The following is a 15833-nucleotide window of genomic DNA, read 5'->3' as shown; positions in this document are numbered from 1 at the left end:
GCTCCTTTCAATGAGATGCGCAGTGTGCCTGCACCGGGCGGGGTGCGGCGGCGACAATCCGGTTTTATGACCCAAGCTCCCATACAGCTCACCCTCACCCGGCCTGACGACTGGCACTTGCATCTGCGCGACGAGGCGGCGCTCGCCAGCGTGCTGCCCTACACGGCGCGCCAGTTCGCCCGCGCCATCGTCATGCCGAATCTGCGCCCGCCGGTCACGACGGCCGCCCAGGCGGTGGCCTACCGCGAGCGCATCCTGGCCGCGTTGCCTGAGGGCCTGGACTTCCAGCCGCTGATGACGATGTACCTGACGGACAACACGCCGCCGGACGAGATCAAGCGTGCCAAGGATGCGGGCGTCGTCGCCCTCAAGCTCTATCCGGCCGGCGCCACCACCAACAGCGATGCCGGCGTGACCGACATCAGCAAGACCCACAAGACGCTGGAAGCCATGCAGCGCGAGGGCCTGCTGTTCCTGGTGCACGGCGAGGTGACGGACGGCGACATCGACGTCTTCGACCGCGAGGCGGTGTTCGTCGAGCGCGTCATGAAGCCGTTGCGCGCGGCCATGCCCGAGCTGAAGGTCGTCTTCGAGCACATCACGACCAAGGAAGCCGCCGAGTACGTGACCGAGAGCGACCGCTTCACGGCCGCCACCATCACGCCCCAGCATCTGCTCTACAACCGCAACGCCATCTTCACCGGCGGCCTGCGCCCGCACTACTACTGCCTGCCCGTGCTGAAGCGCGAGGAGCACCGCCAGGCCCTGCTGAAGGCTGTAGCCTCGGGCCTGCCGAAGTTCTTCCTCGGCACCGACAGCGCGCCGCACGCCGCCCAGCTGAAGGAGAACTCGGTCTGCGGCGCCGGCTGCTTCACGGCCATCTCGGCGCTGGAGCTGTATGCCGAGGCCTTCGAAGGCATTGGTGCGCTCGACAAGCTCGACGCCTTTGCCGGCCACCATGGCCCCGACTTCTATGGACTGCCTCGCAACACCGGCACCGTCACTCTCAAGCGCGAGCCCTGGACCCTGCCCAGCGCCGTGCCCTTCGGTGAAGCGCAGTTGAAGCCCCTGCGCGGCGGCGAAACCCTGAATTGGAAGCTCATCGCATGAAGAAAGTTGCTTTTCTCGTCGACTTCGACAACGTCGCCACCGACGTCATCGAGCAGGCCCTGCAGATGGCCTTCAAGGACTATGAAGCCGTCCACATCCGCCGCGCCTACTGCAACGCCGAGCAGGCGCAGACCCACCAGTCCTTCCTGAAGCGCCTGGGCCTGCGCGCCATCGTCAATCTCGCCATTGGCAAGAACTCGACCGACATCGCCATGGCCGTCGACGCGATGGACCTGGCCATCACCGAGAAGCCCGACGTCATCGTGCTGGTGTCGTCGGACAGCGACTTTGCGCCGCTGGTGCTGCGCCTGCGCGAGAAGGGCGCCTGGCTGCGCGGCTTTGGCCAGCATGGCAAGACGGGTGACGGCGTCATCGCCATCTACGACCAGTTCAACGAGCTGGCCCATGACAGCGGCAAGCCTTCGGCCAAGCGCCAGCCGGCGAGGAAGACTGCGTCTCCCCGGCCAGCCGCGAAGAGAGCCGCGCCGGCCAAGGCCGCGGCCCCGGCCCCTGCGCCGGCTGCGAAGCCAACGCCGGCACCTGCACCTGCGCCGAAGGCTGCGCCGGTGCCTGCACCCAAGCCGGCCGCGGCACCCGCCCCGGTTGACGCCAACGTTGCCGCCGCCCGGGAGATCAATGCCATCCTGGCCCTGCTGCCCAGGCTGGCCGACGGCCAATGGCATGACCTCGGCGTGGCGGCCAAGGCGCTGAAAGAGGCCGGCCTGCTGCCCAAGACGGCAGCGTCGACCAAGCTGTTCCGCAAGCACCCGCAGGCCTTCCAGCTGCAGCCGGCCAAGCAGCCCAACCAGGTCCGCTTCGGCCACGGATGATTCGGAATGCTTCACGGGCCTTGCGCGGTGACGAGCGGCTGTCGTGCGCAAAGCGGCTAGCATCGGCGGCCTCCACCGGAGGTCCTGCTTGCTGAAGTCCTGTCTGAAGTCCCTGCTGGGTGCGGCGTTCGCCGGCCTGGCCCTTGCCGCTGCTGCGCAATCGCCGCCGCCCGCGCCCGCCACCGCGCCCAATCCGCAGCAGCCACAGGCGCAGCCCCCCACCGTGTCCGCCAGCGCCCGGCGCCTGTATGAGCGCAGCAAGGGCCAGCTGCTGCAGATCCGCACGCTGCTCAAGACCCAGGACAGCCAGGCCTCGGTCGGCTCGGGCTTCCTCGTCAGCGACGACGGCCATGTCGTCACGAACTACCACGTCATCAGCCAGTTCGCGCTGGAGCCCGACAGCTACCGGCTGCGTTACGCGACGACTGACGGCCAGGGCGGGGCGCTGGAGCTGCTGGACTTCGACGCCCGCCGAGACCTCGCGCTGCTGCGTGCCGTCGACGACGGCAAGGGCGGTGGGCTCAAGGGCCGCGGCGCGCTGACCTTCCGCCCGCAGAACCAGCCGCTGGCCAAGGGCGAGCGCATCTATTCCATGGGCAACCCGCACGACGTGGCCTTCGCCGTCGTCGAGGGCAATTACAACGGCCTGGTGGAGCGCAGCTTCGACCCGCTGATCTATTACGCCGGCGGCATCAACCCCGGCATGAGCGGCGGCCCGGTGCTGGACGAGGACGGCCTGGTCGTCGGCGTCAATGTGTCGACGCTGCTGTTCGCCCAACAGGTCAGCTTCCTCGTGCCCGGCGAGTTCGCCGAGAGCCTGGTCAAGCGCAGCCTCGCCGCCAAACCCATCCGCACGGCGGCCTGGGGCCGGCTGCGCGACCAGTTGACGCGCTACCAGGACGAGCTCGTCACGCGCTTCCTGGCCGCACCGTGGGAGAGCGCCAATCACGACCGCTACCGCCTGCCCGTGCCCAAGCAGGACTTCATGCGCTGCTGGGGGCGGGGCACCTCGGCCGATACCAAGGGCCTGGACTTCGAACGCTCGCAGTGCCGCATGGACCACGCCCTCTTCGTCAGCGGCAATCTGCAGACGGGCTGGCTGGACATGTCCCATGAGGCCTATGACGGCAGCAAGCTCGGGGCGCTGCGCTTTGCGCGCCAGTACACGGGGAGCTTTCGCAACGAGCGCCTGGGGAGCGCCGACAAGTCGCGCACCGCGCCGTACTGCAAGGAGCAGTTCGTCGATCGTGATGGACTACCGCTGCGAGCCGTCGTTTGCCTGCGCGCCTACCGCAAGCTGGACGGCCTGCACGACCTCAGCGTGCTCGTGACGACGGTGGACTCACCCACCGAAGGCGCGCTGGGCCGCTTCGACGCCCGCGGCATCAGCTTCGACAACGCGCTCAAGCTGGCGGCGCATTACCTGGAGGGCTTCGCGTGGACGAACAGCAAAGCCAAGTGATGCCTGCCATCCCTGACGCCGCAGTCGTCGAACTGCTGGGCCGCGACGGCCGCGCGACCCTGGTGCAGCGCGTGACGCACTGGCCGGTGCGCATCGGCCGCTCGCCGGCCTGCGACATCGTGCTGGACGACGGCCACCTCGCCGCGGAACATGCCGAGCTGCAACTCGCCCCCGGCGGTGGTGTCAGTCTCAGGCTGCTGGACAGCCGCAATGGCGGCAGCGTCGCCGGCAAGCGCCTGGCCGCGGGCGAGGAGGCCACGCTGCCCGAAGGCGGCGCCTTCCAACTCGCGAGCTGCTCGCTGCGCCTGCGCACCAGCGCCGACGCGCTGGCGCCCGAGCATTTGATGGTGATCCATCCGGTGCGCCACTGGGCTCTGCTGCCGCTGCTGCTGCTTTCTCTGGTGTTCTTCCAGTGGTTGGACCGCTGGAGCGCCGTCGACCCGGACGCGCGCTGGATCGACTACGCCTCGCCGTTGCTCGGGCCGCTGGCCTTCGTACTCGGCTGGGCCGGGCTGTGGTCGCTGGCCAGCCAGCTCTTTCATCATCGCTTCCCGTTCACGACGCATCTGCGCCGTGCCCTGGTCGTCATCGTCACGCTGCAGGTGCTGGAGTGGCTGCTGCCGGCAGTGGCCTATGCCTTCTCGTGGCCGCGCCTGATGGTGGTGGAGTCGCTGGCCACGCCGGTGGCCGCTGCGGCGTTGGTTGCCTGGCATGCCGGCCTGGTCTGGCCGGGCGCGCGGCGCATCCTGCACGGCGGCATTGCGGCCCTGCTGCTGCTCTTCCTGGGCCTGCAGGTGGGCAGCCGCCAGGAACAGCAATACGTCTTCGGCCCGCCCTATCTGGCCAGCCTGCCGCCGCCGGCGCTGCGCCTCGTGTCGCCGCAGCCGCCTGAGACGCTGATCGATTCGCTGAAGCCGCTGAAGGCCGAACTGGCCAGGCAGGCGCGCAAGGACAACGAGGGCGCCGTCGACGACGACGTCGGCGCCGGCGAGTGAGGCGCTGCGCTCAGGTCTGTGGCAGGAAGCCGTCGACCGAGAGGTAGCGCTCGCCGGTGTCGTAGTTGAAGCCGAGCACACGTGCATTCGCGGGCAGCTCGGGCAGCTTCTGCGCAATGGCCGCGAGCGTCGCGCCGCTGGAGATACCCACGAGCAGGCCTTCCTCGCGGGCGCAGCGGCGGGCGTATTCGCGTGCGGCCTCGGCCTCGACCTGGATGACGCCGTCCAGCAGCGCCGTGTCCAGCACCGCCGGGATGAAGCCCGCGCCGATGCCCTGGATGGGGTGCGGGCTGGGCTGGCCGCCGCTGATGACCGGTGAAGCGCTGGGTTCCACCGCGTAGACCTTGAGTTGGGGCCAGGCGGCCTTGAGCACCTGAGCGCAGCCGGTGATGTGGCCGCCGGTGCCGACGCCGGTGATCAGCGCGTCCAGGCCTTCAGGGAAGTCGCGCAGGATTTCCTGGGCCGTTGCCTTGACGTGGATGGCCGGGTTGGCGGCGTTCTCGAACTGCTGCGGCATCCAGGAGCCGGGGTGCTGCTCCAGCAGCTCACGGGCGCGGGCGATGGCGCCCTTCATGCCCTTCTCGCGCGGCGTCAGGTCAAAGCTCGCGCCATACGCCAGCATCAGGCGGCGGCGCTCGATGCTCATGCTGTCCGGCATGACGAGGATGAGCTTGTAGCCCTTCACCGCCGCCACCATCGCCAGGCCCACGCCGGTGTTGCCCGAGGTCGGCTCGATGATGGTGCCGCCGGGCTTGAGCAGGCCCTGCGCTTCGGCGTCCTCGATCATCGACAGCGCGATGCGGTCCTTGATGGAGCCGCCCGGGTTGCTGCGCTCGGACTTGACCCACACCTCGGCGCCGCTGAACAGGCGCTGCAGGCGGATGTGCGGCGTGTTGCCGATGGTGTCGAGGATGCTGGCGGCTTTCATCGAGGGCTCCGTTTCTGCGAATCGGAGCAGTGTGCCAGCTCACTTGGTGCGTGGCTTGGGCAGGCCTTCGTCGCCATGCTTTATGTGCCCGTCGCGCATCAGGCCAACGCTGAGCGCCACCGCGCGCGCGGCACGCTTGACCTCTTCCTGCACGTCGGTGTCCTTGTCCAGAGCGTCATGGCTGGTTGCATAGGGCTCGTAGTAGCCGATGTAGCGGTCCAAGCGCGCGCCGAATCCGGCGTCGACCAGGCCCATCCAGTCCAGCCAGTCCGACAGTGCACGACGCGTGCCGTCGATGCCGGCGACGTCGCCGTGCACGACGAGGCCGTAGATGCGACCAGCGAGGTGCTTGGGGTAGCCCCAGCCCTTGAGCTCCATCTCGCGCGCCAGTTCGGGCTTCTTGCCCTGGGTGGAGGTCGGGTCGGGGTTGCCGCCGTCGGCGCAAACGAGGCGGTCCATCATCAGCTTCAAGGGGCTGGTGGCCTGGTACCAGTGCACCGGCGTCAACAGCAGCACGCCGTGGGCGCGCACCCAATGCTCGTAGATCTCGGCCATCCAGTCGTTGGTCTGCCCGGTGGCGTGGTTGGGGTAGCAGCTGCAGGGCCAGTGGCACAGCGGCATCGCGGTGGACACGCAGCCCTTGCAGGGGTGGATGTGGCGGTCGTAATCCGACGTCAACCGGCTCAGGTCCAGCACTTCCACGGCCATGCCTTCGGCCTCGCAGGCGGCGCGGGCGATCTGTGTCATGCGCCAGGTCTTGGACATCTCGCCCGGGCAGCTGCCGTCGTTGCGCGGCGAGGCGTTGATGACGAGGACGCGCGACGGCGAGCTGGCCCAACCGTCCTGAGCCTCCTTCAGCCGCAGGTGCAGGTCCCGCCATTCGCGCGACAGGTCGTAGCCGGGATCAGCAAAGCCCGGGCCGGCTTTGACCGTGATCGGCGCCTTGCGGCCTTCCTCGAAGGCCTCCCAGGCAATCTGCTCCAGCCGACCCAATGCGTCGCGCTCGGCGCCGTAGGCCGGGTCGACGAAGCGCTGCCGGAAGCGCTCGCCGAACTCCTGGCGGCCCATGATCTGCGCCTGGCCGGTTCTCACGGGTGAAGTCATGACGGAATCTCGGTAGTGGACGTGGCCTCAGGCAAACCACATGCCCGCGCCTGCGATACTCGCTCCCGTGAAGCAAGCCAGACCGCCGCTGGGGCAAGCATGGAAACATGGCCCTGGAGGAAGGTCCGGACTGCATAGAGCGGCGTAGCAGCTAACGGCTGCCCGGCGAAAGCCGAGGATCAGAGCAACAGAGACGAGTTCTGTTGGGACACCCCGATGGGTGGTCTATGAGGCGCCAGCGAAAGCTGGTGTGGGGTGGGGCGAAAGCCCCGCACCATGGCGCGAAAGCGCCAACCGAATAGCACCTCTGTCGGGCTCTGCCCGACAGAGGTGAAACGGGCAATCTCTACGCGCAGCAACACCAAGTAGGCCAGCGTTGATGCGGCTCGCAGAGCTGGCGGGTAGGTGGCACCGAGCCGGGCAGTGATGCTCGGCCCAGAGGAATGGCGGTCACGCCGTCCGAACCGCAAGGGGAGGGCGGTGCACAGAATCCGGCCTATCGGCTTGCTTCACTCTTTTCTTGCCTCTTTCTTTCGGCTGAACGGCCCCGGCTCGATAGACTGCCTTGCATGAATCCCGAAGCCAGCCGCCTCTGGCGTGCGCCTCGCTGGGCCCTGTCCGTGCTGTTGGCCTGTTTGGCCATGGTGGGCCCCTTCTCCATCGACACCTATCTGCCGGCCTTTGCCGGCATTGCCGCCGCGCTGGATGCGACCCCGGTGCAGATGCAGCAGACGCTGTCCGCCTATCTGCTGGGCTTCGCCTTCATGAATCTCTTCCACGGTGCGCTGTCGGACTGCTTCGGCCGTCGACCGGTGGTGCTGATCGGGCTGGCGGTGTTCACGGGCGCCAGCCTGGGCTGCGCGGTGGCGGGCTCCATCGGCCAGCTGGTGTTCTGGCGCACCGTGCAGGGCATGTCGGCCGGTGCGGGCATCGTCGTGTCGCGTGCCATCATCCGCGACATGTTCCCGCCGGCGGATGCGCAGCGGGTGATGTCGCAGGTGACACTTTTCTTCGGCGTGGCACCCGCCATCGCGCCGATGGTGGGCGGCTTCCTGTTCGTGCACGCCGACTGGCACTCCATCTTCTGGTTCCTGACCGCCGTGGGCGCTGCCCTGCTGGTATCCAACTGGCGGCTGCTGCCCGAGACGCTGCATCCGAACCTGGTGCAGCCCTTCCACGTCGGCGCACTGATGCGCGAGTACTGGCGGCTGTGCAGCAGCCCGAAGTTCATGATGCTGGTGCTGGCCAGCGGCATCCCGTTCAACGGCATGTTTCTCTACGTGCTGGCCACGCCGGTGTTCCTGGGTGAACACCTGCACTTCGCGCCGCAGCAGTTTTTCTGGTTCTTCCTGTGCTCCATCGGCGGCATCATGGCTGGCGCCGCGGTCAGCGGCCGGCTGGCGGGCAAGATGGGCCCGAAGCGCCAGATCATGCGGGGCTTTCGCATCATGGTGGCCGTGTCGATCACCAACGTGCTGCTCAACCTGTTCGCGCCGCTGAGCCCCTTCTGGGCCTTGCCCATGGTCGGCCTGTTCGCCTTCGGCTGGGCGCTGATGGTGCCCGTCGTCACGCTGCTGGTGCTGGACCAGGTGCCCGAGCGCCGCGGCATGGCTTCGTCGCTGCAGGCCTGCATCGGCTCGGCGGCCAATGGCCTGGTGGCTGGTGTGCTGGTGCCGCTGGTCATGCACTCGACCGTGGCGCTGGCCCTCACGTCGGCGGGGCTGATGATGGTCGGCCTGGTGGCCTGGTACGGCGTCAGGCGCTCCGTTGCGGCCTGATCGTGACTCAAGCCTGGCGGCCGCTTGCCGAAATCACCGACATGATGAAAAAGCGCTGGCTGATCACCGCGCTGCTGGCCGCCTGTGCGGCTGCGCAGGCAGAGGAACCCAAGGAACCCGTGGAGGTGCTGCGCCAGCGCCTGGCGGACCGCCTGTCCACCAAGCCCGAGGGCACGGCCACCGCCAAGCCGGCGGCCAAACCCGTCAAGCCGGGCAAGGCCGAGGCCGCCAAGCCGACGCATTGGGGCTACACCGGCGACATTGGCCCCGAGCGCTGGGCCGAGCTGGCGCCGGAGAACAAGCTGTGCGCCGTCGGCACGCGCCAGAGTCCCATCGACATCCGCGAGGGCATCGCCGTCGAGTTGGAGAAGATCAGCTTCGACTACCGCACCAGCAGCTTCTCGGTGCAGGACAACGGCCACACCATCCAGGTCAATGTCGGCGCCGGCAACGGCCTGACCGTCATGGGCCGGCGCTATGAACTCGTGCAGTTCCACTTCCACCGCCCCAGCGAAGAGCGCGTCAACGGCAAGCAATCCGACATGGTGGCCCACTTGGTACACAAGGATGCGCAAGGCAAGCTCGCCGTCGTCGCCGTGCTGCTGGAGCGCGGGCCCGACAACAAGCCCCAGCCGGTGATCCAGACGGTCTGGGCCAACCTGCCGCTGGAAAAGGGCGAGGCCTTGCAAGCCCAGGTGCAGATCGACCTGAACCAGTTGCTGCCCGCCGAGCGCGGCTACTACACCTACATGGGTTCGCTGACGACGCCGCCCTGCAGCGAAGGCGTGCTGTGGATGGTGCTGCGCCAGCCCGTCACCTTGACGGCCCAGCAGCTCGGCATCTTCGCCAAGCTCTACCCGATGAATGCGCGGCCGCTGCAGGCCGGCTCGGGGCGGCTCATCAAAGAATCCCAGTAACGGTCTTCGGGCCGAGCGCTGGGCCTGCCATGAGCCAGAGGCTCATGGCCTTCCGTAGGCACAAGCAGTCCGCAGGGACTGCTTGTGTCCGACTCCAGTTCGCCGAGCCGGCCCGCTTGGGCGATGTGCTTGCGGCTCAATGCCGCAAGCATCGCCGTCCCCTCGGGGACCGACCAGGTGCACCCGCGTTCAGCGGGGTGCGGCTGGGCGAGGGGTTACACGTCTCACCCCAGACAGCCAGTCGTGCAGCGTCGCGAACAGCTGCTCGGCGACGACCGGCTTGGCGACGTGGTCGTCCATGCCGGCGTCCAGGCAGCGCTGGCGCTCGTCATCGAAGGCATTGGCCGTCATGGCGAGGATGGGTAGCTCGGCGCCTTGGGGCAGGCGGCGGATGGCGCGCGTTGCGTCCAGGCCATCCATGACGGGCATCTGCACGTCCATCAGCACCAGGGCGTAGTCACCGGTCTTGACCATGTCGACGGCCTGCTGCCCATCGGCAGCCACATCCACCGCCAGGCCGGCACTGCCGATGAGGGCGACGGCCACTTCCTGGTTGACGGGGTTGTCCTCGGCCAGCAGCAGACGGCGCGGCTGAGCTCGCGCCAGCTCGGCAAGCCGTTCGCGCGCTGAATGCGGCCGTGGGGCCGCTACCGGCGGGGCCGGCGCCTGGCTGCCGGCCTCGACAGGCAGGGTGAACCAGAACGTGCTGCCGCGGTTCAAGGTGCTGTCGACGCCGACATGGCCGCCCATCAAGTGGGCCAGGCGCCGGCAGATTGCCAGGCCCAGGCCGGTGCCGCCATAGCGCCGCGTCGTGGAACTGTCGGCCTGCTCGAAGTCGCGGAACAGCCGCGCCTGCGCATCGTTCGCAATGCCGATGCCGCTGTCCTGCACCTCGAAGCGCAGTGCCAGCGCCGGGCCGGGCTGGGTCTCGTCGAGCCGCGCGGCCAGGCGCACGAAACCGCTGTCGGTGAACTTGACCGCATTGCCGGCGAAGTTCAGCAGCACTTCGGAGATGCGCTGTGGGTCGCCGATCAGCACGCGGCCGCCCAGCTCCGGCGCAACGTCGGTCTCGACACGCAGCCGCTTGGCCGCGGCGGCCTGGGTCGTCATGTTGGCGATGTTGTCCAGCACCTCGCCGACCGTGAATTCGCGCTGCTCCAGCCTCACCTTGCCAGCCTCGATCTTGGAGAAATCCAGTACGTTGTTGATGACGCTGAGCAGGTGCTCGGCCGCATTGGCGACCTTCTGCAGACGCTGCTGCTGCTCGGGCTCGATGGTGTCGCTCTGGGCCAGATAAGTCAGGCCGATGATGGCATTCATCGGCGTGCGGATCTCGTGGCTCATGTTGGCCAGGAAGGCGCTCTTGGCCAGGCTCGCGGCCTGGGCGGCCTGCGTAGCTTCCGCCAGCTCGGCAGTGCGCGCCTCGACGAGTTCCTCGAGATGATGGCGGTAGCGCTCCAGCTCCAGCGCGTCGCGGCGCTGGCGTGAGATGTCGGTCAGGAAGCCGTGCCACAACACGCTGCCGTCGGCCTCGCGCTGGGCGATGGCATTGCCGTAGATCCAGCGCTCGCTCCCGTCCGCCTGCGGCGTGCGGAACTCCTGCTGCCAGGGGCTGAGGTTGCGCGCCGAGCCCAGTAGGCTCTCGCGCACGGCGGCGCGGTCGTCGGGGTGGATGCGCTCGAACCAGGGCGTCGCGCTGCGGCTCAGCTCGGCGCTGCCGAGCAGGAAGTATTCGCGCACCGCCTCGCTGACATAGGCGAACGAGAACTCGCCGTTGACGGCCAAGCGCAGCTGATAGACGACGCCGGGCACCGTCTCGGCCATGCCGCGCAGGCGCTCGATGAGATTGCGCTGGGCGTCGAACTGCTGCTGCAGTGCGTCGCGCATGTGCTCGAGGTGGCCGCCGAGCAGGCCGATCTCGTCCTGGCGGGTGTGCTCCAGCTTGGCATTGAAGCGGCCCTCGGCGAGGTCGTTGGCGAAGTCGCCGAGCTCGCGCAGCGGGCGGAACAGGCGCGAGTTCAACAGCCACAGCACCAGGGCCAGCGAGGCCAGCAGCTGGCCGCCGACGGTCGCGCCATAGAGCCAGCGCTGGCGCAGCACGGCCGTCGTGCTTAGGTGGTCGTCGATCTCGATCTGGATGTGGCCGATGCGCGTGGCGCCGCGCAGGATGTCGCGCTCGCCGGTCAGCGTCTGGCCCAGGCGGCGCTCGGGCAGGTGGTTCTCGATGAAGGGCAGGCCCTGGGACGCGTCGCTGACGCTGACGCGCACGACCTCGGGCGACTTGACGATGGCCGAGACGACCTCGCGTGCGGCCACCGCGTCCAGGTTCCACAGCAGCTCGGGCAGGCTGCTGGCGAGCACATCGAGCTTGGCGTCCAGGTCGCGCTGCAGCGCCTGCTCGGCGACCTTGGACTCGCGCAGGCCGATGAAGAGGCCGCCGACGATGAGGGCGGGCAGCAGCAGGCCGATGCTGGCGCCCAGGGCCAGGGCGGCAAAGAGCGAGGACGAAGGCTTGCGGCTCAAGATGAACTCATTGGTGCACCCTTGGCGCGGTGCGCTGTCCCGCCAAGCGGGAGCTGAGCGCCTTCGGGCGGCCGGGCGGCGCTCATGCTGCCATGAGATTGGCGAGTCCAAAGCGAAACGCGCCACGACGCGTGGCGACGTGGCGCGTTTCGTGGTGCACGAGCGTCAGCCCTTGCCCAGCAGAGCGGGCTTGAGCGAAGAGTCGACGGGCTTGTCGCCCAGCCAGATCTTCAGGATGGCATTGTAGAAATTGACGTCCTTCATCGGCTCGCCGATCGGCTTGCCGTTCAGGGCCATGACGGTGCCGGTGTCCGGGATCCAGTCCACGGTGATGACGTCACCCTTCTTGCCCTGCGGGATGTTGACAAAGGCCTCGCCGAATTGGGCCAGCTGGTTGACGAACTTGGAGCGCTCGGCCTTGTCGGTGTTGGCCGTGATGCCAGCCATGAAGGCCTGGCCCAGGTCGTCACCGGTCACCTCGCGCAGCAGGCCGAGGCTGAAGCGGCGCGGGCCTTGGGTGTCCAGCACGCCGGCCGTCGTGTCCTTCTTCTCGGGCAGGTAAAGCACCAGGGCATAGACCTTGACCACGATGCGCACGCGCACACCGGCTCCGTTGACCTTCAAGTCCTTGCCGGCGACCTTGACGGTGTCGTCGAACTTGAGGCCGGCCACTTCGATGGCTTGCGCCGCGCCGCCCAGGCCGAGGGCGAGGCCCAAGCCGGCAATCCATCGGCTGGCGTTGTTCGTCTTCATGCAGTCTCCTGATCTTTTGAGGATGGGGATGATCGCGTCTTCAGCGTGCCGCCTCGAGCTTGAAGAGGCTGACGACCTCCTCGAGGCCATGGGCCTGATCGCGCAGCGAGTCGGCGGCAGCGGCGGCTTCTTCCACCAGTGCGGCGTTCTGCTGCGTGCTCTTGTCCATGTCATGGATGGTATGCGTGACGCGCTCGATGCCGGAACTCTGCTCGGCGCTGGCATGGGTGATCTCGCCCATGATGTCGGTCATGCGTTGCACGCTTGCCACCACGCCCTGCATGGTGTTGCCCGCCTGGGCGACGAGCTGGCTGCCCTGGGCCACCTTCTCGACCGAATCGCTGATGAGGCGCTTGATCTCCTTGGCCGCGTCGGCGCTGCGGCCGGCGAGAGACCGCACCTCGCCAGCCACGACGGCAAAACCGCGGCCCTGCTCGCCGGCCCGCGCGGCCTCCACGGCGGCGTTCAGGGCCAGGATGTTGGTCTGAAAGGCGATGCCGTCGATGACGCTGATGATGTCGACGATCTTCTTGCTTGATGCGTCGATGCTGCCCATGGTCGTCACGACCTTGGCCACCACGGCGCCGCCTTCGCCGGCGACCTGCGAGGCGGCCTTGGCCAACTGATTGGCCTGTTGGGCGTTCTGCGCGTTCTGCTGCACCGCGTCGGTCAGCGTCTTCATGGCCGACAGTGTCTGCTCCAGCGATGCGGCCTGGGCCTCGGTGCGCACCGACAGGTCCATATTGCCGCTGGCGATCTCGCTGGACGCCGAGGCGATGGACTCGGTGCCCTCGCGCACGCGGCCGACGATGCCCTTGAGGCTCTCGTTCATGTCATGCAGGGCCTGCAGCAGCTCGCCGGTCTCGTCGCGGCTGCGCACCTCGATCTCGCTGGTCAGGTTGCCCGACGCCACCTTGCGTGCCACAGCGACCGCGCCGCGCAGCGGGTTGACGATGCCACGCGTGATCAACACACCGGTCAGCACGCTGGCGGCGATGGCGGCCACGGCCAGGCCGAGCAGCAGCAGGGCTGTCTTATTGGCCACGCGGTTGGACTTCTCACCGGCCGCATCCATGCCGGCATTGCGGGTCTCGACCAGCTTCTCCAGCGCGGTCATGTACTTGACCTGGGCCGCGCGCACCGAGAACTGGAACTTCAGCGGCGCGCCTTCGGTATCGCCGGACGCCACTGTCTTCACGAACGACGCCTGGGCCGGCAGGAACTTGGCGCGGGCTTCCTTGACCGCCTTGAGCTGCTCCTGGCTGGCTTCATCGGTCAGCAGCGGCTCCAGCTCGGCCATGGTCTTTTCATGCGCGGCCATCTGGGCGGCAACCGTGTCCAGCTCCTTCTTGATCTGTTCTTCGCCGCTCATGATGAGCGTCGTCATCATGCCGCGCACGGCGTCGCCCAATTCGCCCTTGGCCTTGTTGGCCAGGGCCACGGCCTTGTAGTCGGTGCTCAGTAACTGGCTGATCTCGCCGTTCAGGGTCTGAATGCCGAAGTAGCCCAGGCCGGCCATGGTCATCAGGCAGGCGATCACGACGGCAAAGCCCGCCGCGAGGCGCTGTCCGATGCGCATATGGGACAAGAAATTCATCGGGGGGCTGCCTCGGTTTTGATATTTGGTAGGAGCCCCCGGTTTGAGTTCTTGGCTGAAGGGGCTGAAACAGCATGAAATTTCAGCAGAAATCACCCGGGGCGAGTGCATTCTGAGCGGCCAGCCGGCGAGGCTTGCCGTGATTTGTGCGGCAAAACCCTGTCAGACATGGCTTGCGACGGTGGCCCTGGGGCGGGCGATTCAACCTTGGGGCAAACGCCACATCGCAAACGCCCATCACTTCAAGCAGCACTTCTCAATATCCAGGCAAGTCCTTATTTATTAACAAGATTTTTTACTGGCGCTGTATAAATTAACAGCGCTTGCTAAGTGCTTGATTTCATTGAAAAAACTTGTGCCGAACCTTGACCGGGTGAGGTCTGGCCCTTAAAGTGGGAGGAAGTGTCGTTTCGTGGTGAAAAGTGTCGGAAATCGTCTTTCAGGGTGCCTCCAACTTGGCCTTAGATGCCAAGGGCCGCCTGAGTGTGCCCAGCCGACACCGGGAGGTGCTGCAGCTGATCTGCCAGGGGCGCCTGACCGTCACCAAGCACCCCGATGGCTGCCTGATGCTGTTTCCGCGCCCGACCTGGGAGCTGTTCCGCGACAAGGTCGCCGCCCTGCCGATGTCGGCTTCGGGCTGGAAGCGTGTTTTCCTCGGTAACGCGATGGACGTCGACATCGATTCGGCGTCGCGCGTGCTGGTCTCGCCCGAGCTGCGCAAGAGCGCCGGACTGAAGAACGACGTGATGCTGCTGGGCATGGGCAGCCACTTCGAGCTCTGGGATGCCGAAGCCCATGCCGCCCACGAGGCCGAAGTGATGGCCGGCCCGCTGCCCGACGCGCTCAAGGACTTCAGCTTCTGATGGGCGCCGAGATGAACGAGAGCGCCCAGTTCAGCCACACCACCGTGCTGCTGAACGAGGCGGTCGACGGCGTGCTCGCGCGGCCCGACGGCGTCTACGTGGACGGCACCTTTGGCCGCGGCGGCCATTCGCGCGCGCTGCTGGCCCGGCTGGCGCCCGAAGGTCGCCTCATCGCCATCGACCGCGACCCCGAGGCGATTGCCGCCGCGGCGGCCATCACCGACCCGCGCTTCTCCATCGTCCACAGCGCCTTTGCCGACATGGCCGAGCAACTGGCAGCGCTGGGTGTTCATCAGGTGGATGGTGTGCTGCTGGACCTGGGTGTGTCCAGTCCTCAGATCGACAACCCGGAGCGCGGCTTCAGCTTTCGCTTCAACGGCCCGCTGGACATGCGCATGGACACGACGCGCGGCCAGAGCGCGGCGGACTTCCTGGCCCGTGGCGACGAGCGCGACATTGCACGAGTGATTCGAGACTATGGCGAAGAACGGTTTGCTTCACAGATTGCAAAGGCGGTTGTTGCTTGCCGGGAAGCCGGCACGCCGCTCACGCGCACCGACGAGCTGCGCGAACTCGTGGCTCGCACGGTCAAGACCCGCGAGCCCGGCCAAGACCCGGCGACCCGCACCTTTCAAGCCCTTCGGATTCATGTCAATGGCGAGCTTGAGGAGCTTGAGCAGGGCCTGAACGCCGCTTTGCGCCTGCTTCGCGCCGGCGGCCGACTCTCCGTCATCAGTTTCCATTCGCTGGAAGACCGGCGCGTCAAGACCTTCATCGCCGAGCGCAGCAAGGCCGTGTTCGACCGCCGCGCGCCGTTCGCCGAAGCCGCGCCGCTGATCCTGAATGCGCTGGGCCGCGTCAAACCGAGTGACGCCGAGGTGGCTGCCAATCCGCGCTCACGCTCGGCCGTGTTGCGGGTGGCGGAGCGCACCGACGCGCCGCTGCCACCGGTCACCTCCAGGCGCTGACGTGG

General features: G+C 67.5%; 14 protein-coding genes and 1 other RNA gene. 10 read left to right on the top strand and 5 right to left on the bottom strand.

All coding sequences use genetic code 11. From position 1 onward, the window contains the following. The first annotated feature begins 66 nt into the window (after window positions 1-66). The 4 genes from pyrC (at window position 67) to ACXJKJ_RS04140 (ending at window position 4397) form a co-directional block, all read left to right on the top strand. On the top strand, window positions 67-1110 hold the full coding sequence (pyrC, locus tag ACXJKJ_RS04155; protein WP_457389200.1) for a dihydroorotase: 1044 nt from the start codon (window positions 67-69) through the stop codon (window positions 1108-1110). After that, the gene (locus ACXJKJ_RS04150; protein WP_457389199.1) at window positions 1107-1940 is read left to right on the top strand and encodes an NYN domain-containing protein; all 834 of its coding nucleotides are present in this window, start codon (window positions 1107-1109) and stop codon (window positions 1938-1940) included. Before pyrC ends, ACXJKJ_RS04150 begins: the two co-directional genes overlap by 4 nt. An 88-nt stretch (window positions 1941-2028) precedes the next feature. Further along, complete coding sequence (locus ACXJKJ_RS04145; protein WP_457324571.1) at window positions 2029-3402, top strand: S1 family peptidase; 1374 nt, start codon at window positions 2029-2031, stop codon at window positions 3400-3402. Next, entirely contained in the window at window positions 3402-4397 is a 996-nt protein-coding gene (locus tag ACXJKJ_RS04140; RefSeq protein WP_457389198.1) for an FHA domain-containing protein, read from the top strand. Before ACXJKJ_RS04145 ends, ACXJKJ_RS04140 begins: the two co-directional genes overlap by 1 nt. Before the next feature lie 10 nt (window positions 4398-4407). Here the strand turns inward: ACXJKJ_RS04140 and cysK are convergent, their stop codons facing one another. Both cysK and ACXJKJ_RS04130 read right to left on the bottom strand, forming a co-directional pair. Further along, window positions 4408-5325: a cysteine synthase A gene (gene cysK, locus ACXJKJ_RS04135; RefSeq protein ID WP_457350240.1), complete on the bottom strand. Its 918-nt coding sequence runs from the start codon at window positions 5323-5325 to the stop codon at window positions 4408-4410. Window positions 5326-5364: 39 nt separating this feature from the next. Then, complete coding sequence (locus tag ACXJKJ_RS04130) at window positions 5365-6429, bottom strand: flavodoxin family protein (protein ID WP_457389197.1); 1065 nt, start codon at window positions 6427-6429, stop codon at window positions 5365-5367. Between the two features lie 69 nt (window positions 6430-6498). Between ACXJKJ_RS04130 and rnpB the strand changes: the two genes are divergently transcribed. From rnpB to ACXJKJ_RS04115, 3 genes are all read left to right on the top strand, one after another. Beyond that, an RNA gene (gene rnpB, locus ACXJKJ_RS04125) (RNase P RNA component class A) lies at window positions 6499-6944 on the top strand. Between the two features lie 54 nt (window positions 6945-6998). Continuing rightward, window positions 6999-8207, top strand: a complete 1209-nt coding sequence (locus ACXJKJ_RS04120; RefSeq protein WP_457389196.1) for a multidrug effflux MFS transporter — start codon at window positions 6999-7001, stop codon at window positions 8205-8207. A 2-nt stretch (window positions 8208-8209) separates the two neighbouring features. Next, the gene (locus tag ACXJKJ_RS04115; RefSeq protein ID WP_457389195.1) at window positions 8210-9124 is read left to right on the top strand and encodes a carbonic anhydrase; all 915 of its coding nucleotides are present in this window, start codon (window positions 8210-8212) and stop codon (window positions 9122-9124) included. Between the two features lie 189 nt (window positions 9125-9313). On the opposite strand, the gene ACXJKJ_RS04110 is transcribed toward ACXJKJ_RS04115, so the two are convergent. The 3 genes from ACXJKJ_RS04110 to ACXJKJ_RS04100 form a co-directional block, all read right to left on the bottom strand. Beyond that, the gene (locus tag ACXJKJ_RS04110; RefSeq protein ID WP_457389194.1) at window positions 9314-11647 is read right to left on the bottom strand and encodes an ATP-binding protein; all 2334 of its coding nucleotides are present in this window, start codon (window positions 11645-11647) and stop codon (window positions 9314-9316) included. Between the two features lie 165 nt (window positions 11648-11812). Next, window positions 11813-12400 carry a chalcone isomerase family protein gene (locus ACXJKJ_RS04105; RefSeq protein WP_082532957.1) on the bottom strand — a complete coding sequence of 196 codons (588 nt, stop codon included), beginning with the start codon at window positions 12398-12400 and terminating at the stop codon, window positions 11813-11815. 40 nt (window positions 12401-12440) lie between these two features. Further along, window positions 12441-13997 (bottom strand): methyl-accepting chemotaxis protein, encoded by a 1557-nt coding sequence (locus ACXJKJ_RS04100; protein WP_457389193.1) that lies wholly within the window; start codon window positions 13995-13997, stop codon window positions 12441-12443. Window positions 13998-14040: 43 nt separating this feature from the next. Between ACXJKJ_RS04100 and ACXJKJ_RS04095 the strand changes: the two genes are divergently transcribed. The 3 genes from ACXJKJ_RS04095 to rsmH all read left to right on the top strand — a co-directional run bounded on the left by ACXJKJ_RS04095 (window position 14041) and on the right by rsmH (window position 15828). Beyond that, window positions 14041-14283: a hypothetical protein gene (locus tag ACXJKJ_RS04095; protein ID WP_157282013.1), complete on the top strand. Its 243-nt coding sequence runs from the start codon at window positions 14041-14043 to the stop codon at window positions 14281-14283. Window positions 14284-14428: 145 nt separating this feature from the next. Next, window positions 14429-14860: a division/cell wall cluster transcriptional repressor MraZ gene (locus tag ACXJKJ_RS04090; RefSeq protein ID WP_056203596.1), complete on the top strand. Its 432-nt coding sequence runs from the start codon at window positions 14429-14431 to the stop codon at window positions 14858-14860. An 11-nt stretch (window positions 14861-14871) separates the two neighbouring features. Then, the gene (rsmH, locus tag ACXJKJ_RS04085) at window positions 14872-15828 is read left to right on the top strand and encodes a 16S rRNA (cytosine(1402)-N(4))-methyltransferase RsmH (protein ID WP_457389192.1); all 957 of its coding nucleotides are present in this window, start codon (window positions 14872-14874) and stop codon (window positions 15826-15828) included. Window positions 15829-15833 lie beyond the last annotated feature (5 nt).

This window comes from Roseateles sp. P5_E1 (assembly GCF_054049335.1).
This window is presented reverse-complemented; position numbering and strand designations above follow the sequence as displayed.